Raw genomic sequence first — 21,604 nt, 5'->3', positions numbered from 1 at the left:
GCTCCGAATGGTCGCCCGACTGTCCTTCATCCTGCCTGCAATTCTACAGCGAATCCGGCACTATTCCTGACACGTGGATGCAGCGGGGGATGCGTCGAGCGATATGGGGGTATTGGACATGGCGATCGGGGCTTTCGACCGGTGGGGTGCGGAATTTCAGGTCGAAACGACGACGGCGGGTAATCAGTCGGCGCAGACGATCACGGCGCTTGCCTCGGGCGGCTTCGTGATCAGTTGGACCGATGCCAGCGGCCAAGGCGGTGACAACAGCGGCACCAGCATCAAAGCGCAAATGTACGACGCCAACGGCACGCGCGTCGGCGGTGAGTTCCTCGTCAACACCGCGACGTCGAATGCGCAGGAACAGCCGACCATCACCGCCCTCAAGAACGGCGGCTTCGTCGTCAACTGGACCGATAACAGCCTCCAGAACGATCCGAGCAATGGGGGGATCAAGGCGCAGATCTACGACGCGAACGGCGCAGCGGTCGGCAGCGAGTTCCTCGTCAACACCGTCACCCGGCTCGGCCAGACCAACGCGTCGAGCACGGCGCTTGCCGGCGGCGGCTTCGTCGTCAGCTGGACCGATGCCAGCGGCCTGGCGCCGGATAACAAGGGTACCGGCGTCAAGGCCCAGATCTTCGATGCAAGCGGCGCCAAGGTCGGCGCGGAGTTCCTGGTCAACACCAGCATCGCGAACAGCCAGCAGCAATCGGCGATGACGTCGCTGGCGTCCGGCGGATTCGTCGCGACCTGGACCGACAACAGTCTGCTCGGAGGCGATGCCAGCGGCTCCAGCATCAAAGCCCAGATCTTCAGCGCTACCGGTGCCAAGGTCGGCGGCGAGTTCCTGGTCAACACCGTCACCGCGAACACCCAGGACCAGGCCAGCGTGACATCGCTGAGCAGTGGCGGGTTCGTCGTGACGTGGCGCGACCTCAGCCTGCAGGACGACAGCAGTGCCGCCGGGATCAAGGCTCAGATCTTCGACGCGGCGGGTCACAAGCTCGGCACCGAATTCCTGGTCAACTCGCAGATCGTCAACACGCAGGACACACCGACGGTGTCGGCGATTGCTGGCGGCGGCTTTGCCGTGACCTGGCGTGACAACAGCAACCTGGTGGGCGATTCCAGTAGCTTCGGCATCCGGACGCAGATCTTCGACGGCGCCGGAAACAAGGTCGGCCAGGAGTTCAACGTCAATACGGTGACCGTGAACAGCCAGGAGCAGCCGCAGATCACGACGCTGGCGTCGGGTGCGCTGGTCGTGAGCTGGACCGATTTCAGCGCGTCGAGCACGGCAGGATCGGGCATCAAGGCCCAGATCTTCGCGCCCAGCAGCCGGACGATCACCGATCTCGGGATCAGCTCCACGACCTACGCCGAGACCAGCGTGACCAATCTTCCGGTCGCGAGCCTGTCGGCCAACGGCGCGTTGAACGCCAGCTACACCTATCAGTTGATCGACGATTCGACCGGTGGTGCATTTCGGATCGACGGTGACCGGCTGGTCGTGCAGGACAGCCTCAAACTCGATTACGAGACGTCGCCGACGGTCGACGTCACAATCCGCGCCAGCGACAATTTCGGCAACGTCTACGACGAGATCGTCACGATCACGATTGCCGATGCGGCGATCGAGGCGCGCTACTCGGCCGGTGCCGACGTGCTCGCCAACACGGCAACCGCCAACAACCAACAGCAATCGTCGATCGCCTCGCTGGCCTCGGGTGGCTATGTCGTCAGCTGGACAGACAACAGCGGCATCGGCGGTGACACCAGCAGCAACGGGATCAAGGCGCAGGTCTTCGACGTCGCCGGCAACAAGGTCGGTGGCGAGTTCCTCGTCAACACGTCGACGGTCGCCACCAGGACAATCCTTCCGTTGCATCGCTGAAGTCGGGCGGCTTCGTCGTCAGCTGGTCCGATGCCAGCCAGTCGGGCGGCGATACGTCGAACTACGCGGTCAAGGCGCAGATCTACGACGCCAACGGCGTGGCGACGGGTGGCGAGCTTCTGGTCAACACCTCGACGGCGGGGATCCAGAATGCACCGGCCGCCGCGTCGCTGATCAATGGTGGCTTCATCGTCACCTGGACCGACGCCAGCGGCCAGGGCGGCGACAGCAGTGGCACCAGCATCAAGGCGCAGCTGTTCGATGCCGCGGGCAACAAGACGGGAGGCGAGTTCCTGGCGAACACGTCGACACAGAACGGCCAGGACAGTGCGGCGGTGACGGTGCTGGAAAGCGGCGCCTTCGTCATCACCTGGCGCGACAGCAGCCTGCAGGGTGGCGACAGCAGCAAGGACTCGGTCAAGGCGCAGATGTTCGACGCGGCGGGCGTCAAGATCGGCGGCGAAGTGCTGGTCAACACCCAGACGCTGGGCAACCAGCAGGCGCCGGCGATCGCCGCGCTCGACACCGGCGGCTATGTCATCAGCTGGGCCGACAGCAGCAATCGCGGCGGCGACCTCGACAATTTCGGCATCAAGGCGCAGGTTTTCGATGCCAACGGCAACCGGGTCGGCGGGGAAATCCTGGCGAACACGACGACCACCGGCGCCCAGATCCAGGCCAGCATTACGCCATTGTCGTTCGGTGGCTTCGTGATCAGCTGGGCGGATTACAGCGGCACCGGCAGCGAACAGGGTACCGCCGGGATCAAGGCGCAGATGTTCGACGACTTCGGCCAGCGCGTCGGCGGCGAGGTCACGGTCAATACCGCCACCCTCGGCAGCCAGGCCGAACCGGCGATCACCTCGGTGCCGGGCGGCGGCTTCGTCATCGGCTGGACCGATCTCAGCGGACTGGGCGGCGACCCGAACGGCACCAGCATCAAGACCAAGTTGTTCGCCCCGCTGCCGGGACAAGGCCCGCCGCCGCATATCCTGACGTCACCGGACACGGCCTTCGCGACCGAGGACACGGCGGCGCAGTTCCTCGCGAGCAGCTTCACGGTCAACGACCGCGACGCCGCCAATTCCCTGCTGACGATCACCAGCGTTGCTGCGGTGACCGGCGGTACCGTCGTCCTCAACGCCGATGGCACCATCGACTTCACGCCGAATCCCAACTTCAGCGGCCGGGCGATCTTCAACTACACAGTCACCGACGTCGATGGCTTCAGCGCAACCGGACGCGTCTCCGTCGACGTGGCTGCGGTCAACGATGCCCCGATCGTCACCGACGACCGGATCGCCATCGGGCAGAATGGCGGGACCTTCGGCGCCGCGGCGCTGCTTGCCAACGACATCAACGTCGATCCCGGCGATGTGCTGAGCGTCGTCGGCGTCTCCGCGGCGACTGCGAACGGCTTTGCCCTGGGCTTCGCCAATGGCGTCATCACCTACGATCCCGGCACGACGTTCAAGTCGCTGGGTGCCGGACAGACCGCGACCGACAGTTTCGCCTACACGGTCAAGGACATCGCCGGGCTGACCGCCTCGGGCACGGTGACCCTGGTCATCAACGGTGCCAATGACGCGCCGGTCTCGACGACCTTGTCGAACAACACGGTCGACGAGAACGCGGCAAACGGCACCGTCGTCGGCACGCTGGTCGGCATCGATCCCGACAATGGCGACACGCTGAGCTATTCGTTGACCAACAACGCCAACGGCCGCTTCATCGTCGATGCCGCGACCGGCATCATCACCGTCGCCAACGGCGCGCTCCTCGATTTCGAAACGAACGCGAGCCATCAGATCATCGCCCGGGCAACCGATACCGGTGGCCTGTACGTGGAGACCAGCTACACGATTGCCCTCAACGACCTGCCCGAGGCGAAGTCGTTCACCGGTGATAATGGCGTCAACGTCTTCACCGCCGGCAGCAACGACCTGTGGACCATCAATGGCTTGGGCGGCAACGATACGCTGACCGGCAACGCCAGTTCCGACACGATCTACGGTGGCGCGGGAGCCGATCTCCTCAATGGTGGCGGTGGTGCCGACTCGCTGGTCGGCGGCATCGGCAACGACGTCTACATCGTCGACAACGTCGGCGACCGGGTGATCGAGCTCGCCGGCGAGGGCACCGACCAGGTCAATTCCAGCGTCAGCTTCACACTGGATGCGAATGTCGAGAACCTGACGCTGACCGGCAGCGCCGACATCAACGGCATCGGCAACGATGTGACCAACACCATCAACGGCAACAGCGGCAACAATCTGATCGACGGCGGCCTCGGCAAGGACTTCCTCCTCGGCAACGACGGCAATGATACGATCATCGGCGGCGGTGGCGCGGACTCGCTGCAAGGTGGGGCCGGGGACGACGTGCTGATCGGCGGCGCCGGCATCGACGAGCTGACCGGCGGCACCGGCAGCGACCAGTTCGTGTTCGACACGCTGACCGTCTCGGCCGATCGCGACGCCATCAAGGATTTCGTCCACGGCGTCGACAAGCTGGTCATCTCCGAAAGCGCGTTCGCGGCATTCGCTGGAACGCCGACCGGGTCGCTGCCCTCGATCGCCTTCACCGCCGGTACGCAGGCGACGACGAGCGATCACCATCTGATCTACAACGCGGCGACCGGTGGCCTGTTCTATGACCCCGACGGCGTCGGCGGGGCTGCGCAGGTCCAGATCGCCGTGTTGAATTCGGGGGCCGCGCTGACCTACCAAGACATCATGCTGATCGCCTAAGCCGGTGAGCAACACTGTCATCCGTGCTGGCTTGGCGGCGGTAGCCTGAGCATGGCCGAAGCCGATCCGGGCCGCCTCGCCCCGCCGATCAACGTGTGCTTTCCATTCGCCGGCGGGATGGTCGGTGGAAGTCACATCTCGGCCTGCCAGCTCATCAAGTCGCTCGACCCGGCGCACTACCGGCCGCTGGTCGTCGTCCACCAACGCGGCGGACAGTTCGAAGAGTTGCTCGCCGACGAGAAGATCGCGTTCGAGGTCGCTCCGGCTGCGGTGCATTTCGGCCGGATGTCCGGGCTATGGCAGTCGAAGGGGATCGGGGATCACGCCCGCGCTGCCATGGCCGTGCCGGGCCTCGCCCGTTTCCTGAAGCAGCGGCAGGTCGACATCGTCCATACCAACGAAGGTGCCATGCACATCACCTGGGCGCTTCCGGCGCGAATGGCCGGTGCCAAATTGCTGTGGCATCATCGTAGCAGCCCGGAAGCCCGCGGGCTGCGCCACCTCGCCCCCCACTTCGCCGACAAGGTCGTGGGAGTCTCGGCCTTCGCACTGTCGCACTTCAATCGAAAGCCACGCCGGGTCACCGCGAGCGTCGTCTACAGTCCGTTCGACACCGATATCGCGGTCGACCGGTCGGCCATGCGCGCCAAGCTGCTCGCCGAGCTCGGCCTGCCCGAAACGACGACGATCGTCGGCTATTTCGGCAACTTCGTCGCTCGCAAGCGCCCGCTGCTGTTCGTCGATGTGATCGCAGAGCTTGCCGCCAGGGCACCGGAACGGACCTGTGTCGGCCTGATGTTCGGCGGCGTCATCGACCAGGGCCTCGATGCCGAAGTCGTCGAGCGGGCCGCTGTCCTTGGCGTGTCGTCGAAGGTCAAGCTGATGGGCTTCCGCCGGCCGGGAGCCGACTGGCTGGCGGCGTGCGACACGCTAGCAGTCACCGCCGTCGGCGAACCGTTCGGACGGACCCTGATCGAGGCGATGCTGCTCGAGACCGCAGTCGTCGCAGTCGACACCGGTGGCAATAGCGAAGCTATCCGGCACGGCGAGACCGGTTTGCTGGCACGCGTCGACGATGCCGGCGCGATCGCCGAAAGCATCCTGCAACTCGCGGATCATCCGGAGCAGCGCGCGCGGATCGTCGCCGCCGCCCGTCAGGACGCTCTCGATCGCTATGGCCGCACCCGGCACCGGCAGGGCGTCGAGGCGGCGTATCGGGAACTGCTGCCGTGTCGGTCCTAGTTCGGAACCGACACGGTCAGATGGTCGCGACGTCGTTCAGGCCGAGGCGGCCAGACCAGCGGCGAGGTGCAGGTCGCGCGGCGGGATCCCAGGCCCGACGTGCAGGTCGTTCGCCCCGACACGGTGACTGACATGCGAGTCGCGTGCCGTGATGCCGCGATGCACCGCCCAGATCGCTGCCTGGGTCCGGTTCAACACGTGCAGCTTGCGCAGGATCGCCTTGACGTGAACCTTGACCGTCGCCTCGCTGATCATCAGCCGCCGCGAGATGACTTTGTTCGCCTCGCCCAGCACGAGCTGTTGAAGGATCTCGGTCTCGCGCTCCGAAAGGTTGGTGCCGACGTCGGTGACGTCCCAGACGTGCGGCTGCGACGGAAAACCGTATCCGGTCAGGGCGTTGACTACCTGGGTAGGTACGACCTTTTCGCCCATCATGATCAGTCCGAGCGCCGCGACCAGCGGCTCGCACGCGATGGTGTTGTTGAGCAGGCCGTCGACACCGGCGGCGAGCGCCCGCGGGATAGATCCGAGATCGCACTCCTCGGTAATCAATACGAGCCGTGCGCCGGGCACCGTTGCCTTGAGCGTAGCGCACATGGCGACTCCGACATCCATGTCATGTGCTTCGATGATGACGAGATTGGGCGGTCCACCGTCGGAATTGGCCGCGCGGGCAGGATCATAGGTCGGCAGCGCGCAGACGTTGAAGCCTGCATCCGCCAGGATCCGCCGCAAACCCTCCCGAGCGATCTCATGTGGTCCAACCACAACAACGCGAACGTCTTGGATAACCATATCGACTAGCCCCCTAGCAGGAGTCCATCCCGGACCCCGGTTACTTCCCCGAAACAAGGCCATGATACAGAAATTACCAAAAAGTTAACAAACGTAAGTTAGCTTCCGGCGAATAATCTGTTCGAATGGGTTATCGGAGGCACATTAGGAGCAGCCAGCTAGGCGCGCAGCACGTCGCGCAACAGTTTATCCCACTTCTCCAGGATGATCGGGGGTGTAAAGCGCTGTGCCGAAATCGCGGCCTCGCTGCCCAGCCGGCGGCGTAGATCACTATCCAACAGTAGAGTCGCGATGCCGCTTGCGAGATCATCGACGGATTCTGGCGGTACCAGCAATCCATCGACGTTATCTCGAATCAAGATCCGGATGCCATACTCACAGTCGAAGGCAACAACCGGCAATCCCGACATCATTGCTTCGACGACCGCATTGCCGAAGCCCTCGTAGCGAGACGACAGGACGAAGGCCGATGCCGTGGCGACCCAGCCGCCCGGTGTCGTCGATGTGCCCGGCATCACGACCCGGTTGTCGAGTCCCAGGCTTTTCCGTTGTGCCTCGAGCGCCGGTCGCGACGGTCCTTCGCCCCAGATCACCAGTCGCCAGTCGGGAAGTCGGTCGGCTACGGCGGCAAAGGCCGGCAGGAGCAGGTCGAAGCCCTTTTGTGGATCGAGGCGACCGACTGCCGCCAGGATCTTGGTGCCGCTGGCGGCCTCGTCAGTCCGTGGCCAGCAGGAAATCGGATTACCGATGACGATGCCGCGGCGGCCGATCGGACCGGGCAGCGCAGCCCGGCTCGCCTCGGTCTGCAGCACGACCGCGGCAGCCCGCCGGTAGGCGACGCGTCGGCCGAACGACCACAGCGCATTGCCGTTGCCGCGACCGGGATGATTACGCTCCGAGACGACCACCGGTATGCCGAGGCCCGCCGACGCGAGCAGCACGGTGACATTGATCTTGATCAGGAAACTGATGATGATTTCCGGAGCAAGATTACGCAACGTTCGGCGCAGCAACGATATGCGCCTTGCCGTCCGGCCCATCGCACCGAGCCTGCCGTTCCTTTGCGGCGGAATTGCCAGGCGCACCAGCTCGACTGCCGGATCGAAGGTGTGGAAGACCGGATCGCTCTCCCGGTCGAATGCGATCACCGTGACCCGCGCACCGCCCGCGGCGAAATGGTTGGCCAGCAATGCGATGACCCGCTCCGCACCCCCGGCTCCCAGGCTCGACAAGACCAGCACGACCGAGCGTGGCGACCCCGCAAAGGCAGCGCCGGTCATCGCCGCAACTCGGCCAGCGTCCCGATCTGTGTGTCCGCCTCGTGCGCTCGATCCGGCGCCGGCTGCTGGTGCAGACGCTCCGGCCGGACGATCTGGACGGTATGCCAGCCCATGCGACGGGGCGCGAGAAAGTCCTTGGTCGCGTTGTCCGCGACATAGGTGAAGCGCTCCGGCGGCAGCCGATACGCCTTTTCGATCATGTTGTAGCCGAGCGGATGCGGCTTGCCGCGACCGCGTCCAAGCCGGGCCGTGATCACCACGGGGCGGAAGCCGTATCGCGTCAGTCCCAGCGCCGCGACCTTGTTCGATTGGCTGATCGCGTTGCCGTCGGTCAGCAACGCGAGTGCAGTCCCGGGCGGCACCCGGGTCAGCCAGTCTGCGGCGTCGGGTGCAAGCCTGATCTGCGGACGGTGGTTGCGATAGGCGCGGATCAGTCCGACGACCACCGGCGCCTGCACCTCGAAGCCGAGCGCCGTCAGCGCGACGTCGAAGATATCGCCGCGCCGCCCAGCTTCGAAGGCGGAGCATGCCGCGGCTTCGAGCCCGTCGATACCGTGACGGTGCGCGGCATAGCGCCCGGCCGCCGCAAAGCCGCTCGCGACGTAATCGCGCTCGAGGTAGAGCGTGTCGTCGAGGTCGAAGACGACGACATGGGTCGGTCCGGTATTCATGGCGCGACGATCACGGCGGCGTCGTAGCGCAGCATCGTCACGCCGCTGCGCCAACGGTCGTTACCGCTCGATGGCAGGCCGAGCCGCTCCTCCAGCAACCAGCGTGCGAACGGTGCCCCGGCGCTATGCGCGAGTGGGTAGCCGCCGCCGAAACGGGCGTTGATCTCGAACACCGCCGCGCTGCCGTCGCTGTCGACCATCGCCTGGAAGCACATCGCGCCGCGCGGCTCCGGCAGGACAGCCGCCAGTTGCTCGGCAAGGGCGAGCAACCCCGCCTCGCGAACGGTGACGCCCTTCTCGACCTCACCGGCACGCACCGAGATGCGCCGGTGCGGCACCGCGGTCACGAGCTTGCCGCGCGCATCGAAGAACATGTTGACGGTATATTCCTCGCCGCGGAGCAGTGTCTGGACAAGCATCGGCTCGGCCGCCTCCAACCCGGCCAGCGCGGCATGGCTCGCCACCGCGCGAACGCCGCGGCCGGCGCTGCCGAACTGCGGCTTGACGAACATCGACCCGGGCCAGTTGCCGGGGGCCGCGAGCGCCTGGGCCAGCGTCGCCGTGGCGGGTGACGGGACGCCATGCTCAGCCAGGAAGGCCGCCGTCGCCAGCTTGTCGCCCGCCATCGCAACGAGACCCGGTGCGCTGATCGCGACCTCGGCACCAAGCTCGGCAAACCCGCTCCGGGCCTCGGCGAGCGGCAGCAACTCGGGGTCGATGGTCGGCACGATCAGGCCGATGTCCCTGCTGCGCACCAGGTCGAGCAGGTACGGAACGAAGTCGCCCGAGTCGGCGCGCGGCACCGTCACCGCACTGTCGGCCCGGTGACAGGCCGCGCTGTATTCTGGAGCGACGTCGCTGGCGACGATCTCCAGCGCGATGCCAAGCTCGTCCGCTGCGCTCCGAAATGCCTCGAGCAAGGCGACGCGACGCCCGGCGCAACTCAACAGCATCCGCAGGGATGAACGGGGCGCGCTCATCCGACCTCACGCAACAGCATGAAGGCTTCGGCGGCGGTGCGGTGGACGCAGGCGCCACGCAGTCGCGCCAGCGCGGTCAACGCCTCGATCGACCGCTCCGACGGAAAGGCGCGGACCTGCGACGCATAAGCGGAGAAGGCGGCGAGCTTGCGTTCCAGTCCCTCGGCGACATCGATGAAGACATTCGGCGTGAAGCCGGGCGTCACGCCGGGCGCGTTCCAATTGGTCTCGGACAAGGTCTCGTACGCCAGCAGCCGGACCGGATAGGTCGGCCCCGCGGGCCGCACTGCCACCAGCGCCGACGCGAATACGAGCTGGTGATCGCGGTGGACGTCGCCGCCGAAGGGCACGAACACCGTGTCGGGCGCGAGCTCGACGATCAGCGATGCGAGCATGTGGTTCAGCCCGGCATGGGCGACCTGGTCGAGCGCGGCCGCCGGGAGCCCGAGGTAATGAATTTCCGTGGTGGCAAGGATCGCATGGGCAGCCTCGGTTTCCTTGACCAGCTGCGCCAGGTGCGCGGCGGTGTAAGCAGGGGCGCGACCTTCGGTGACGATCGCGACGTGCGTATCGACGCCGCGGTCGCCGAGCAGCGCCATGACACCGCCGCAGCCGAGAACCTCGTCGTCGGGGTGCGGTGCGATGACCAGCGCGCGTCCGATGCGGTCGATCATGCTGGTCATCTGGATTGTCCCAATCGGGCGTGGAGCCTGGGCGGCGCGCCCTGCCATTCGTCGATGAGGATCGCGCCACCATCACCGCAGGCGACTGCGAAACTGCCTTCGGTGATGGCGATGACCTGGCCCGGTGCAGCGCTGTGGCGCGTTGCTTCCGGCCACAGGCTCGACCGCCAGACGACCAGGCGCTCGCCCGAGCTGTGAGTGAAAGCGCCGGGGTACGGCCTGGTCACTGCGCGGACGAGGCGCTCGACGTCACACGCCGGCGCGCGCCAGTCGATCTCGCCGTCGGCGGCAGTGCGCCGCGCCGCCCAGGTCGCACAGCGCTCGTCCTGTACGACGCGCGCCGCCGACCCGGCCGCCAGCCCCGGCAGCACATCGTCGAGCAGTGCGGCGAGTTCCGCCATGTGCCGCTCGTACAGGGTGCCGGCCGTCTCGCCGGGCGCGACGTGGAAATAGCGCTGTCCGATCAGCGGTCCGCTGTCGACGCCCGCATCGATCCAGAACAGCGACGCTGCGGTGATCGGCTCCCGTACCAGGATCGTCCAGGGGATCACGCCGCGACCGCGCAGCCGGGGCAACGGCGCGGGATGATAGCCGACCAGCCCCTGCCTGAACGCCGAGGCGAAAGGCTCGCGGCAGATCTGCGACCAGCCGATGACCAGACCGATATCGGCATCGAGCGCGGCGACCTGCGCCACCACGTCGGCGGCGTTGCCATCGGCGGCCTGGATGAACAGCGCTCCCGCTTCGGCTGCATCGGGCGCCAGGTCGACGAAATCGCTGTGCCGCTTCGCCAGCTCTCCAGGCAGCGTGACGACCGCGGCGACGCGCCAGTCGGCGGCGCGTGCCAATGCGGCAAGCGCGATGCGGGTGGACTCAACTGCGCCGACGACGACTGCTCGCATGAGCACGCTCCAGCGCTGGTCGATTTGCATGCTCGCCGAAAAGGACCACGCCGACGGTCCTGGCGAGCAGCGAAAGATCGAGGATAAGGGTGCGGTTCTCGATATACCAAAGATCGAGAGCCAGTTTCTCGTGGTTCGACAGCCGGGTGTTGCCGTGGACCTGGGCCCACCCGGTCAGTCCGGGCCGAACCGCGCCGCGCGCACTGCCGTCGGCGCCCCAGGCTGCAATCGTCTCTGGCAGCAACGGCCGCGGCCCGACGAAGGCCATGTCGCCGCGCAGGATGTTGACCAGTTGCGGCAGTTCGTCGAGGCGCGAGCGCCTGAGCCAGCGCCCGACCGTCGGGGTCCGCTCGGCATCGTCGCCGGGCACCAGGCGCATCGTGCGGAACTTGACCAGCGTGAACGGCCGGCCCCCGGCGCCGCTGCGGACCTGGCGGAACAGCAGCGGGCGGCCGAGCGTCAGCGCGACGATGATGGCGACCAGCACGGCAAGCGGTGCCGCAACCACCGACAGCATGGCGGCGACGATGAGGTCGACGAGCCGTTGCATCAGGCGGCGTCGGACAGCTGGGCCGCCGCCGGCGCGGGCGGCAGCAGGTTCATGGTCGACAGCAGCAGGTGGTTGACGATGCGTACGTCATAGCGCGCCTCCGCCAACATGCGGCTGCGGGCGCCCATCGCCACGATCAACTGCGGATCGTCGACGAAGCGCTGCATCGCCGCGGTGAGGGCAGCGGTGTCGCGGACCGGCACCAGCCAGCCGTTGGCGCCGTCCTCGACTGCGTCCCGGCAGCCCGGCGCGAGGCTGGTGATGACCGCACGGCCGCTGGCCATCGCTTCCAGGATCGTGCGCGGCAGGCCCTCGCGGTACCAGGTCGGCAGCACGAACACGCTGGCGCCGGCAAAGAACGGCACGACGTCGCGGGTCTCGCCGAGATATTCGATGACGCCCTCCGCCTGCCATGAAGCGAGTTCGGCCGCAGTAATGCCGGCGGGGTTCGGATCGCGCGGGCCGAGCAACTGGCACCGCACTTCGGGATGATTGGCGCGGATGCGACGGGCCGCCTCGACGAATTCGTACAGGCCCTTGTTGCGCAACAGCCGGGCGACCAGCAGGAACACCGGCGCACCGGCCGGCAACGGCGCGGCGACGAAGCGTCGGGTGTCGATCCCCGATCCCGGCACCTGCACGACCGGCACGTCCGCCGTGATGATGCGATGCTTCAACAATTCGGCGCGGTCGTCGCTGTTGAAGACGAACACCGTCGCTACACCGGTCAGCGCCTGGCGGTAAAGCTGCGAGACGAGTCCGCGAAGCACGGCCTGGGCGCGACCGCCACCGTCGGAAAACACATGGCCGAGCCCGCTGATCATCGCGACGAAGCGCGGGATGCCGGCCATGCGCGCCGCCAGCCCGGCATAGACGATCGGCTTTTGCGTATAGGCGAGGACCAGGTCGGGTCGTTCGGCGCGGAACAGGCCGTACAGCGCCATCAGGGTGCGAATGTCGCTGGCGATGCTGATCGAGGCGCGACGCATCGGGACGACGCGGTAACGTACGCCACGGGCGGCCAGCTCGCGCGCCACCTCGGGGTCGTCTTCCGGCGCCACGGCGACGACATCGTGCCCGGCGGCGACCATGTCGCTGAGCAACTGCCCGCGAAAATTGATCAACGACCAGGCCAGGCTGGCGACGACGACGACCTTCTTGCCGCTGGATTTCGGCGCTGCGGTCATGCCGTGCCACCAATGCGCCCGGCCCGGGTCTCGGCCGCATCGGCGTACAGGTCGGTGTAGCGCGACACCGTCTCGCCGAGCGAGAATTCGTCGACGACGCGCTGCCGTGCGGCGCGGCCCAAGCGGCGGCGTCCCTCCGGACCCAGCCGTTCCAGCCGGATGAGCGCCGCTTCGAGCGCGGACGCATCGCGCGGCGGCACGACCTCGCCAGTCTCGCCAACCACCCAGCCGCTATCGCCGACATCGGTCGTCACGCACGGCACGCCGCACGCCATCGCCTCGCCGAGGATATTGGGAAAGCCCTCACCCCAGGCTGACGGCAGCGCGAGTATGTCGACTTCGGGCAGCCACTCGGCAAGATCGGACCGGTGCGGCGCAAAGGTCAGCCGGTCCTCCGGCACCGCGCGCCGGAAAGCGTCATGCATCTCGCTCGGCAGCGTATCCATGCCGTCGCCGACCATCAGCAGGTGCAGGTCGATGCCTGCCGACCGGGCTCGTCCGACCGCCTCGACCAGCGTCTCCGGCGACTTCATCGGGTGGCGCCGCGCGATCATCGCGACGACAGTGGCATCGTGCTCGATGCCGAAGCGACTGGCCAGCGCGCCACGCCGCACCGCGACCGGCGCGAAGTGCCCGCAGTCGAAGCCATTCGGAATGATGCAACTCCGGCTGCCGTCGAAACCGATGTCGCCATGCTGGCGGGCGGCGACGCGCGAATTATAGATGATCGTCGCGGGCGACCGCGAGCGCCGGGCCTCGAAACGCAGGATCGCCCGCGTCATCGGGTTCTCGAGGGCGATATCCTCGAGCGAGTGACGCACGTTCCACATCAGCGTCGGCCGTGGACTGACCAGCTGCTGCCCGATCATCGCGGCCAGGTTGCCGTGGTGCATCCAGCCCTGGACGATATCGGGGCGGACCTGGCGGACGACCTTGGCCAGCCGCATCGCGGCGCCCAGGCCGGCGCGGGGCCGGCGAATACCCAGGCTATGCGGCGGAGCGCTGAGCGCCGCCAGCCGGCGTCCCGCGACACCTGGCGGCATCAAGGTCAGCACCTCGTGGCGCTGACCCGCCGCGGCGACAGCGGAGTGCGTCACCAGCTTCGACAGCATGGCCTCCGCGCCGCCGACGTTCAGTCCGGTGATGACGTGCAGGATCGTCAAGGGCACGCCGCGAACCAATCGGCTCCGGTCACGACACCAGCTCTGCGATCCATGACGCTGCCCCCCTCCATCCTGCCCCACCTCTGCGGTAGCCGAGGCGAAGCGATCCGGCGCGGGTGATTGCGGCTCATATACTTCCGGCAGCAACCTGCGCTTCGGGCAGTATCGAATGGGCTAGTGCGCTGCTCCGTCGGTATGAACGAAGTGTTAAGGGATAGTCACCGCAATGCTACCCCGCTCGCCTTTTCGCCTGTCGTACAAGCGATCCCGTGGCTGGCCCGCTCGATGTCGGGACGACCACGCGGGGTGTGTGGGGCATGAGTCGGATGCTGAAAACTTGCATGGAGAGGCTGCGGAGCCGTCGGCGGCTGCGCTATCTGTCGCTGGCCGCGATCGACACGCTGCTAGCGGCGGGGACGTTGATGCTCGCCGTCATGCTGCGCATGAGCGACGCGCCGACGCCCGAGATGCTGCGTGGCACGCTGGAGGCATTACCGGTCTTTGCGATCATCGGCATCGTGACGTTCCACGCACTCGGCTTGTACAACCGGACCTGGCGTTATGTCTCGGTCACCGACCTGCCGGTGCTGGTCCTGGCGACGACGATCACCATTTTCGCCTCGACCGCCCTGCTGGCCGCCACCGGGCATGCCGGCTGGCTGCCGATGTCGGTGCCGATCATTCAATGGTTCACGCTGCTGTCCGGGCTGACCGGCGTTCGTCTCGCGCGGCGGCTCGCGGCCGAACGCCTGAATGGCGGCGTCAGGGTACGGCCGCGGCCCGCGGTCGACGGCGAACGACGCGCGATCGTCGTCGGCACCGGTGACGGACTCGACCTCGCGCTGCGCCGGATCGAGGCCGATGGCACGCGCGCCTATCAGCCGGTCGGCATCCTCGACGACGTCACCGGCCATCTGCGGCTGCGTGTCCGCGGCGTTCCGATGCTGGGGCCGACCGATGCCCTGGAGCACGCGGTCAAGACCCTCGATGCTGCCGGGCGTCGTCCCGAATGCATCATCTTTGCCAACGCTGCGGAGCGCGTCACCGGCGCCAAGCTGATGCGGCTGGTGACCGATGCCGCCAGCCTCGGCCTCACGGTCGCGCACCTGCCCGGCGATGCCAAGACCGGCGCAGTCTCGGCCGGGGAACTCGACCTGCTCGACATGGCGGCGCTGCTCGGCCGGCCGCTCGCTGCGGTCGACACCGAGACGATCGGCAATCTCGTCGCTCATTCGCGGGTGCTGGTGACCGGTGCTGGCGGCACCATCGGGCGCGAGCTCGTCCGCCAGATCGCTGCGGCTCGGCCCGACGAGATCATCCTGCTCGATGCCAACGAATTCAACCTGTACAGCGTCGACCAGGAGCTCGGCGAGAACTTCCCCGACATTCCCCGTGTCCCCGTGATGTGCTCGATCCGGCAGCGCGGCGCGGTCTTTGCCGCCTTCGCCAAGTACCGCCCGAACCTGGTCTTCCATGCCGCGGCGCTCAAGCACGTCCCGCTGGTCGAGACCAATCCCTGCGCCGGCGTCCAGACCAACGTCCTCGGCACCCGCAACGTCGCCGACGCGGCGCGCCGCTTCGGGGTGCGCGCCATGGTCCAGGTGTCGACCGACAAGGCGGTCAATCCGGTCGGCGTGATGGGCGCGACCAAGCGGCTCGGCGAGCTTTACTGCCAGGCACTCGACCTCGACGGCGCTCACTATCCGGTGTCGCCGCGCTTCCTCACGGTGCGCTTCGGCAACGTGCTCGGGTCGAGCGGTTCGCTGATCCCGCTGTTCCAGCGCCAGCTCAACCGGCGGGTGCCGCTGACCGTGACCCATCCCGAGATCCGCCGCTATTTCATGACAGTGCACGAAGCCGTCCACCTGATCCTGCAAAGCACCGGGCACGCGCTCGCCAGTGACAGCGACCGCGGCCGGATCTTCGTGCTCGACATGGGCGAGCAGATCCCGATCATCGATATCGCCCGGCGCATGATCCGCCTCGCCGGCCTGCGCCCCGACAAGGACGTCAAGATCAACATCACCGGCCTGCGCCCGGGCGAGAAGCTGTACGAGGAGCTGTTCGATACCAGCGAGCGCCGGCTGGCTTCGGCATTGCCCGGCATCTTCGAGGCCGAGCCGGTCGCCATCCCGCTGGCCCAGCTGAGCGCCGACTTCGACCGGCTGGCCGGGGCTGCGGCGACCAACGACACGATCGCGACCCGCGCCATGCTCGCCGAGATCCTGCATCCCGCCACCCAGACCGGGTGCGGCTATGGCACCTACCGCTGGAGCCCCGCGCCCGAGCCGGCATCCGCGCCCGCACCGGCACCTCAGCATGCCCAGCCCGTACAGGTCGCGGCATGAGCGTCGTCGCACTGGCACGCGTCGCGGACGCCCCGCCACGGTCGCGCTGGCCGGTCTATGCCGAGGACGAGATCGCTGCCGCAGCCGAGGTACTGCGGTCTGGCCGGGTCAATGCCCTGCATCACGGCGAGCAGTGCCGCGCCTTCGAGGCGGCCTATGCGCAGGCTTGCGGCATGCCTCATGCGATCGCCGTCGCCAACGGGACCGTGTCGCTCGAAATCGCGCTGCGGGCGCTCGGCATCGGTCCCGGTGACGAGGTCGTCGTCACGCCGCGGAGCTTCGTCGCCTCGGCCAGCTGCGTCGTCTCGGTCGGCGCGACGCCGGTGTTCGCCGACGTCGATCCGGTCAGCCAGAACCTGACCGCGGCCAGCGTCGCGGCGGTGATCGGGCCGCGGACGCGCGCCATCCTGGTCGTCCACCTCGCCGGCTGGCCCGCCGGGATGAACGAGCTGGTCGCCCTTGCCGAAGCAAACGACCTCAAGATCATCGAGGACTGTGCGCAGGCGCATGGCGCGACGCTCGACGGCCGCCCGGTCGGCTCGTTCGGCGACGTCGCGAGCTTTTCGTTCTGCACCGACAAGATCATCTCGACCGGCGGCGAGGGTGGCTTGCTGCTGTTCCGCGACGACGAGGTTCATGCCCGCGCCTGGTCGCTCAAGGACCATGGCAAGCAGCTTGGCGTGATGGCGCCGCCGGGTCCGAGCTTCCGCTGGCTCCACGACAGCTTCGGCAGCAACCTCAGGATGACCGAGTTCCAGGCCGCGATCGGGCGTCATCAGCTTGCCAAGCTGCCGGGTTGGACCGCAGTCCGGCAGCGTAATGCCCGTGTACTCGACCGGCAGCTCGCCGACCTGGCCGCGCTGCGCCTCACCGTGCCGGGCGACGGGATCGGCCATGCCTATTACAAATACTATGCTTTCGTCCGGCCGGAGCGGCTGCGAGCGGGGTGGAGCCGTGACCGAATCGTCGCCGCGGCGCAGGATGCCGGCCTGCCCTGCCAGTCGGGCGTTTGCCCGGAGATCTACCGCGAACGTGCCTTTGTCGCAGCGGGTCTCGCGCCGCCGGCACCTCTGCCGGTTGCGGCGGAACTCGGGCTCACCAGCCTGATGCTGCCGGTCGACCAGACCCTCGACGCCGACGACATGGCGGTGATCGCGACCGGCCTTGCCACGATCGTTGCAGGAGCCACCGCGTGACAGTCCCGACTTCCCGGCTGCCGAGCTTCGTCATCATCGGCGCGGTCAAGGCGGCGACGACCTGGACCGGTAACCAGCTGCGCGCCCAGCCGAACCTGTTCCTCCCCGAACAGGAGCCGCATTACTTCAGTTCGGCATTCGATCGTGGCCCGGGCTGGTACGCATCGCTGTTCGCCGCTGCCGAGCCGGGCCAGCTGGTCGGCGAGAAATCCGCCGACTATCTGGCGCACCCCCTCGCCGCCAGCCGCCTCGCCAGCATGATCCCGGATGCGCGACTGGTGGTCCAGCTGCGCAACCCGATCGAGCGCGCCTATTCCGACTATTGCATGCTGTACCGCCGCGGCACCGTCGACGGCCGGATCGACCAGTATTTGACGCGGGGCAGCGCCCAGCCGCGGTTCCTCAACGACGGATTGTACGGCCAGCACCTTGCCCGGTTCGCCGATCGCTTCCCGCAGGAGCAGCTGCAGATCGTCCTGTACGACGATGTGCGCCGCGCCCCCGAGGCGACGCTGGAGGCGATCGGGCGGCACATCGGTACGCCGACCGTACCGGTGCCGGTCGCCCCGGACGAGCGGCGCAACGACAGCCGAGCGCCGCTGCTGCCCCTCGGCTTGCGGCGGACCCTGCAGCCGTTGAAGCGCACCGTCGCGCCATTCCGCCGACGCGCCTGGTTCCAGCGCCTGCACGCCGGCCTGGCGCGGCCCATCGATTATCCCCAGCTGCGGCCCGACCTGCGCCTGCGGCTGCGGGATTTCTACGCAGCCGACGTCGAGTCGCTCGGCACTCTTTTGCGTCGTGACCTTGGTTCGTGGCTTGCGGTGGAACAGTCGAGATGAACGTGTCGGTAGTGTTGAAGCGTTGCGTGACCGCAGTGATCCTGGCCTCGTTGAGCCCCGTGCCGCTCGTTGCCAAGTCGTTGCCGCCGATCCCGCTCGTCAAGCCCGGCCCCTATCGCCTCGGTGCCGGCGACGGTGTCCAGATCATGATCTACGGGATGGATGCGGCGACCCGGAGCTATGTGATCGGCGACGGCGGCACGGTGTCGATCCCGCTCGTCGGCCAGTTGGTCGCCACCGGCAAGACCGTCGCCGAGCTCGAGGGGCTCATCGTCTCGACCCTCAAGTCCAAGGAATTGATGAAGGCGCCGAGCGTCAGCGTCCAGGTCGAGAAGTACCGCCCGTTCTTCATTCTGGGCGAGGTCCAAAAGCCCGGCCAATATCCGTTCGTGCCCGGCATGTCGGTCCTGACGGCGATCTCCATCGCCGGGGGCTTCACTTTCCGCGCTCAGAAGCACCGCGCCACCATCGTCCGCAATCTCGATGGCAATATGGTGTCGGGCACGGCGCGCCCGGAGACCGCGATCCAGCCCGGCGACACGGTCAACATTCCGGAGGCGTGGTTCTGACGATCGCCGCGGCCGCTGCCCGGTCGCGGCCCCGGGTTGCCGGCGACCGGCTGGTCCTCGCCTGCGGTATCGGCCTCGGCGTGCTGTGCGCCGCCCTGGCCGCGACGATCCTCGGTGCACCGTTGCGTCACGACGAGCAGATGTTCGTCAGTACCGGGCTGCTGTTCGGGCAAGGAGCGCTGTACCGCGACTTCGGTTTCAACCACCTGCCGAACCTGCCGATCCTGTTGAACGCCGTCGCCCATCTGACCGATTTCTGGCGGCCGTTGCTGGTCTATCGCTGCGTCATCCTGCTCGCCTGGCTGGCGACCGGCTGGCTGCTGGCGTATCTGGCGCGGAAAGAGACGGGCAGCCCGCTGGCGGCGATGTTCGTCGTGCTGCTGCTGGTCGCCAACCCGTTGCTTGGGGGCCAGGCCGGCACGCTGGTCACCAACAATTTCATGCCGATGCCGTTCGCGCTGGCCGGACTGGCGCTCTATCTCGGCGAAGCGACGCGGGCGGAGATTCGCCCGATCAGGATCGCGCTGGCCGGAGCGCTGCTGGCCGTCGCGGTCGGCATGAAGGCGAATTACGTCCTGCTGATCCCGCCCTTCGCCGTCGCCGCGATCTGCGCGCCCGCATCGCTGCCGCTGGCGATGCGGCTGAAGCGCCTCGCCCTGCCTTTGCTTATCGGGGCCGCAATCGGCGGCGCTCCCACCCTGTACGCCTTCGCCGCCGACCCGGCGGGGTTCATCGACCATGTCGTCGGCTATCACCGCGGGCCGCATCTCGCCTGGGCGCTGACCTCGCGCGAGTCGCTCGTCATCTCGCTCCACGACCGGATCGCGCTGTCGATCTCGGTTTGGGGGGCCGGGCCGACGCTGCTGCTGGCCGCATCGGTGGTCGCGGTCGCCGTGCAACTGGCCTCGCGCGGCTGGCGTCCGGACTGGCGCGTGCTGCTGGTTCTGGGACTGGTCGCGACGGGTATTGCGGTCGCCTTCCTGCCGCGCCCGTCGTTCCCCCAGTATTTCGCGCCGCCGCTGCCGTTCCTGTTGGTGCTGCTGATCCTGCTGATCGGCCGGCAGACCGACGCCGAGCGGCGGTCCATGATGCCGGTGTTCGCCGCCGCCGCTGGCCTGACCATCGTGCTTGCCGCACCGCCGCTGCTGGCCCGCCTGCCGCTGCTCGCTCGGCCCGCCGCATGGACCGGTAACGTCGTCCATGACACGGCGGTCGCCGTCGCCGCGGCGGCACATGGCCGACCGGTCGCGACATTGGCGCCGATCTATGCGCTCGACGGTGGCGCCGCGGTCTATCCGGAGCTGGCGGTGGGACCGTTCGTATACCGCGTCGCCGACCTGATCGCGCCCGATCACCGGCGCTTCTGGCGCACCGTCTCGGCCTCGACGCTGGCCGCGCGGCTCGACGCCCAGCCGCCGGGAGCGATCCTGGTCGGCGCCGAGGGCGAGCTCGATGATGCGTTTCGGGCCTATGCCGCAAGCCGCGGGTATCGGCGGGCATCCCTGCCCAACGCCGCCACCCGCTACGGCGAACTGCAGCTTTACGTGCCGGCCAGCGCCTCGATATCGCAGCCGCCGCCGATACGCGCCGCGACCTCCAGCCGGTCCTCGGCATTGAGCCTGTAGATCGTCGCGCGATTCGAACCCGGCCTGCCAGGTGCCGGGCTGCGAGCCAGCACCAGCAGCGACCCCGGCCCCCGCAGCCGCGCCTTAAGATGTTCGAGCGCGGTAACGATGCGCTCGGTCGAGAAAACCTCAGGCAGCAGCAGGTTCGCCGCCCGGACGATGTCGAAGGCAGCGCGGTGGTTCGCCGGCGGCGGCGCGAAGACATCGCCCTCCTCGCAGGCGATGTCGGGATGCTCGGCGGCTGCCGGCGCGACCAGCAAGACCAGCGTCGCCCCTTGCAGCGCCCGGTCGATCGCCCCGTTGGCCGCCATCCTGGCATGCCAGCGATTCGCCGCGCCCGTCGCCAGCCAGAATTGCGTGACATAGTCGAGTCGGCGGCGCCACGGCCGGATCGGCACGCCGAGCACGATATGCTGGAGCAGCCGCGTCTCCGCATCGACCAGCACCGTATAGCCCGGATGAACCCGCAGCTGTCGCGCCGTCAGCGAGATGTCGGTCATCGTCATGCGGACGCGGTGCCCGGCGGTCGCCAGCGCCGTGACCAGCTCCACCGCGGTCGTTCCCGACGACGCGCCGACGTCGATCGCGGCGAGGGTCGATCCAGGCGCCGGCAGTGCGTCGACGGTTGCCGCATCGACGTCGGTCAGGCGGCGGGCCGAAGTCGTCTTGAAGATGCCGCCGGGCATGCGCAGGCGCGAGAAGACGCGCCGTTCCGCCACCGCCGACATCGCCCGCCCGCCGCCCATTGCCTCGATTGCAGCCGCCACGTTCCGTCCTCCCAGTTTCCATCTGGTGATACTGCCGACCGGCCAAGTCGCGGCTGACTATTCCGGAGCGGTATGACCCGCGCGCCTAGCCCGTCGGAGGAGGCGATTACCCCGATACGCGATTCCGCCGGGGCGGCTGCCCGGCTAGTCTGTCGCCAGG

18 protein-coding genes are annotated in these 21,604 nt (G+C 67.7%); 8 read left to right on the top strand and 10 right to left on the bottom strand.

The window, feature by feature from the left end; all coding sequences use genetic code 11:
- The first annotated feature begins 112 nt into the window (after positions 1 to 112).
- The 3 genes from ACOFKW_RS09595 to ACOFKW_RS09585 all read left to right on the top strand — a co-directional run bounded on the left by ACOFKW_RS09595 (position 113) and on the right by ACOFKW_RS09585 (position 5,889).
- Positions 113 to 1,897: a hypothetical protein gene (locus tag ACOFKW_RS09595; protein ID WP_419813930.1), complete on the top strand. Its 1,785-nt coding sequence runs from the start codon at positions 113 to 115 to the stop codon at positions 1,895 to 1,897.
- 98 nt (positions 1,898 to 1,995) lie between these two features.
- Positions 1,996 to 4,647 carry an Ig-like domain-containing protein gene (locus ACOFKW_RS09590; protein ID WP_419813929.1) on the top strand — a complete coding sequence of 884 codons (2,652 nt, stop codon included), beginning with the start codon at positions 1,996 to 1,998 and terminating at the stop codon, positions 4,645 to 4,647.
- Between the two features lie 51 nt (positions 4,648 to 4,698).
- Positions 4,699 to 5,889: a glycosyltransferase family 4 protein gene (locus ACOFKW_RS09585; RefSeq protein WP_419813928.1), complete on the top strand. Its 1,191-nt coding sequence runs from the start codon at positions 4,699 to 4,701 to the stop codon at positions 5,887 to 5,889.
- 36 nt (positions 5,890 to 5,925) lie between these two features.
- On the opposite strand, the gene ACOFKW_RS09580 is transcribed toward ACOFKW_RS09585, so the two are convergent.
- From ACOFKW_RS09580 to ACOFKW_RS09540, 9 genes are all read right to left on the bottom strand, one after another.
- Positions 5,926 to 6,624 (bottom strand): LuxR C-terminal-related transcriptional regulator, encoded by a 699-nt coding sequence (locus ACOFKW_RS09580; RefSeq protein ID WP_419813927.1) that lies wholly within the window; start codon positions 6,622 to 6,624, stop codon positions 5,926 to 5,928.
- Between the two features lie 218 nt (positions 6,625 to 6,842).
- On the bottom strand, positions 6,843 to 7,964 hold the full coding sequence (locus ACOFKW_RS09575; RefSeq protein ID WP_419813926.1) for a glycosyltransferase family 4 protein: 1,122 nt from the start codon (positions 7,962 to 7,964) through the stop codon (positions 6,843 to 6,845).
- Positions 7,961 to 8,635 carry an HAD family hydrolase gene (locus ACOFKW_RS09570; RefSeq protein WP_419813925.1) on the bottom strand — a complete coding sequence of 225 codons (675 nt, stop codon included), beginning with the start codon at positions 8,633 to 8,635 and terminating at the stop codon, positions 7,961 to 7,963. The genes ACOFKW_RS09575 and ACOFKW_RS09570 overlap by 4 nt, the downstream gene beginning before the upstream one ends.
- Positions 8,632 to 9,615, bottom strand: coding sequence for an ATP-grasp domain-containing protein (locus tag ACOFKW_RS09565; protein WP_419813924.1), 984 nt, complete (start codon positions 9,613 to 9,615; stop codon positions 8,632 to 8,634). Before ACOFKW_RS09565 ends, ACOFKW_RS09570 begins: the two co-directional genes overlap by 4 nt.
- A complete protein-coding gene (locus tag ACOFKW_RS09560) occupies positions 9,612 to 10,298 on the bottom strand; it encodes a PIG-L deacetylase family protein (RefSeq protein WP_419813923.1) in 687 nt (228 codons plus the stop codon). The genes ACOFKW_RS09565 and ACOFKW_RS09560 overlap by 4 nt, the downstream gene beginning before the upstream one ends.
- Positions 10,295 to 11,200 carry a methionyl-tRNA formyltransferase gene (locus ACOFKW_RS09555; RefSeq protein ID WP_419813922.1) on the bottom strand — a complete coding sequence of 302 codons (906 nt, stop codon included), beginning with the start codon at positions 11,198 to 11,200 and terminating at the stop codon, positions 10,295 to 10,297. The genes ACOFKW_RS09560 and ACOFKW_RS09555 overlap by 4 nt, the downstream gene beginning before the upstream one ends.
- Positions 11,172 to 11,750 (bottom strand): sugar transferase, encoded by a 579-nt coding sequence (locus ACOFKW_RS09550; RefSeq protein WP_419813921.1) that lies wholly within the window; start codon positions 11,748 to 11,750, stop codon positions 11,172 to 11,174. The genes ACOFKW_RS09555 and ACOFKW_RS09550 overlap by 29 nt, the downstream gene beginning before the upstream one ends.
- On the bottom strand, positions 11,750 to 12,937 hold the full coding sequence (locus ACOFKW_RS09545; RefSeq protein ID WP_419813920.1) for a glycosyltransferase family 4 protein: 1,188 nt from the start codon (positions 12,935 to 12,937) through the stop codon (positions 11,750 to 11,752). Before ACOFKW_RS09545 ends, ACOFKW_RS09550 begins: the two co-directional genes overlap by 1 nt.
- The gene (locus ACOFKW_RS09540; RefSeq protein ID WP_419813919.1) at positions 12,934 to 14,106 is read right to left on the bottom strand and encodes a glycosyltransferase; all 1,173 of its coding nucleotides are present in this window, start codon (positions 14,104 to 14,106) and stop codon (positions 12,934 to 12,936) included. The genes ACOFKW_RS09545 and ACOFKW_RS09540 overlap by 4 nt, the downstream gene beginning before the upstream one ends.
- 335 nt (positions 14,107 to 14,441) lie before the next feature.
- Here ACOFKW_RS09540 and ACOFKW_RS09535 point away from each other — a divergent pair, with 335 nt between their 5' ends.
- From ACOFKW_RS09535 to ACOFKW_RS09515, 5 genes are read left to right on the top strand one after another with little or no spacing between them, the layout of a single operon-like run.
- Complete coding sequence (locus tag ACOFKW_RS09535) at positions 14,442 to 16,448, top strand: polysaccharide biosynthesis protein (RefSeq protein ID WP_419813918.1); 2,007 nt, start codon at positions 14,442 to 14,444, stop codon at positions 16,446 to 16,448.
- A complete protein-coding gene (locus ACOFKW_RS09530; RefSeq protein WP_419813917.1) occupies positions 16,445 to 17,644 on the top strand; it encodes a DegT/DnrJ/EryC1/StrS family aminotransferase in 1,200 nt (399 codons plus the stop codon). The genes ACOFKW_RS09535 and ACOFKW_RS09530 overlap by 4 nt, the downstream gene beginning before the upstream one ends.
- Positions 17,641 to 18,483, top strand: a complete 843-nt coding sequence (locus ACOFKW_RS09525; RefSeq protein ID WP_419813916.1) for a sulfotransferase family protein — start codon at positions 17,641 to 17,643, stop codon at positions 18,481 to 18,483. Before ACOFKW_RS09530 ends, ACOFKW_RS09525 begins: the two co-directional genes overlap by 4 nt.
- Positions 18,480 to 19,052, top strand: a complete 573-nt coding sequence (locus ACOFKW_RS09520) for a polysaccharide biosynthesis/export family protein (protein WP_419813915.1) — start codon at positions 18,480 to 18,482, stop codon at positions 19,050 to 19,052. Before ACOFKW_RS09525 ends, ACOFKW_RS09520 begins: the two co-directional genes overlap by 4 nt.
- The gene (locus ACOFKW_RS09515) at positions 19,043 to 20,677 is read left to right on the top strand and encodes a hypothetical protein (protein WP_419813914.1); all 1,635 of its coding nucleotides are present in this window, start codon (positions 19,043 to 19,045) and stop codon (positions 20,675 to 20,677) included. The genes ACOFKW_RS09520 and ACOFKW_RS09515 overlap by 10 nt, the downstream gene beginning before the upstream one ends.
- On the opposite strand, the gene ACOFKW_RS09510 is transcribed toward ACOFKW_RS09515, so the two are convergent.
- Complete coding sequence (locus ACOFKW_RS09510; RefSeq protein ID WP_419813913.1) at positions 20,593 to 21,444, bottom strand: hypothetical protein; 852 nt, start codon at positions 21,442 to 21,444, stop codon at positions 20,593 to 20,595. The genes ACOFKW_RS09515 and ACOFKW_RS09510 overlap by 85 nt on opposite strands.
- Positions 21,445 to 21,604 lie beyond the last annotated feature (160 nt).

It is taken from the genome of Glacieibacterium sp. (genome assembly GCF_965200405.1).
Taxonomy (GTDB): Bacteria; Pseudomonadota; Alphaproteobacteria; order Sphingomonadales; family Sphingomonadaceae; genus Glacieibacterium.
This window is presented reverse-complemented; position numbering and strand designations above follow the sequence as displayed.

What these genes read in the sequence shown, in the direction of transcription:
- ACOFKW_RS09530 (WP_419813917.1), top strand. Translation starts at nt 16,445, where the DNA reads ATGAGCGTCGTCGCACTGGCACGCGTCGCGGACGCCCCGCCACGGTCG.
- ACOFKW_RS09560 (WP_419813923.1), bottom strand. Translation starts at nt 10,298, where the DNA reads ATGACCAGCATGATCGACCGCATCGGACGCGCGCTGGTCATCGCACCG.
- ACOFKW_RS09545 (WP_419813920.1), bottom strand. Translation starts at nt 12,937, where the DNA reads ATGACCGCAGCGCCGAAATCCAGCGGCAAGAAGGTCGTCGTCGTCGCC.
- ACOFKW_RS09535 (WP_419813918.1), top strand. Translation starts at nt 14,442, where the DNA reads ATGGAGAGGCTGCGGAGCCGTCGGCGGCTGCGCTATCTGTCGCTGGCC.
- ACOFKW_RS09570 (WP_419813925.1), bottom strand. Translation starts at nt 8,635, where the DNA reads ATGAATACCGGACCGACCCATGTCGTCGTCTTCGACCTCGACGACACG.
- ACOFKW_RS09585 (WP_419813928.1), top strand. Translation starts at nt 4,699, where the DNA reads ATGGCCGAAGCCGATCCGGGCCGCCTCGCCCCGCCGATCAACGTGTGC.
- ACOFKW_RS09575 (WP_419813926.1), bottom strand. Translation starts at nt 7,964, where the DNA reads ATGACCGGCGCTGCCTTTGCGGGGTCGCCACGCTCGGTCGTGCTGGTC.
- ACOFKW_RS09565 (WP_419813924.1), bottom strand. Translation starts at nt 9,615, where the DNA reads ATGAGCGCGCCCCGTTCATCCCTGCGGATGCTGTTGAGTTGCGCCGGG.
- ACOFKW_RS09550 (WP_419813921.1), bottom strand. Translation starts at nt 11,750, where the DNA reads ATGCAACGGCTCGTCGACCTCATCGTCGCCGCCATGCTGTCGGTGGTT.
- ACOFKW_RS09520 (WP_419813915.1), top strand. Translation starts at nt 18,480, where the DNA reads ATGAACGTGTCGGTAGTGTTGAAGCGTTGCGTGACCGCAGTGATCCTG.
- ACOFKW_RS09555 (WP_419813922.1), bottom strand. Translation starts at nt 11,200, where the DNA reads ATGCGAGCAGTCGTCGTCGGCGCAGTTGAGTCCACCCGCATCGCGCTT.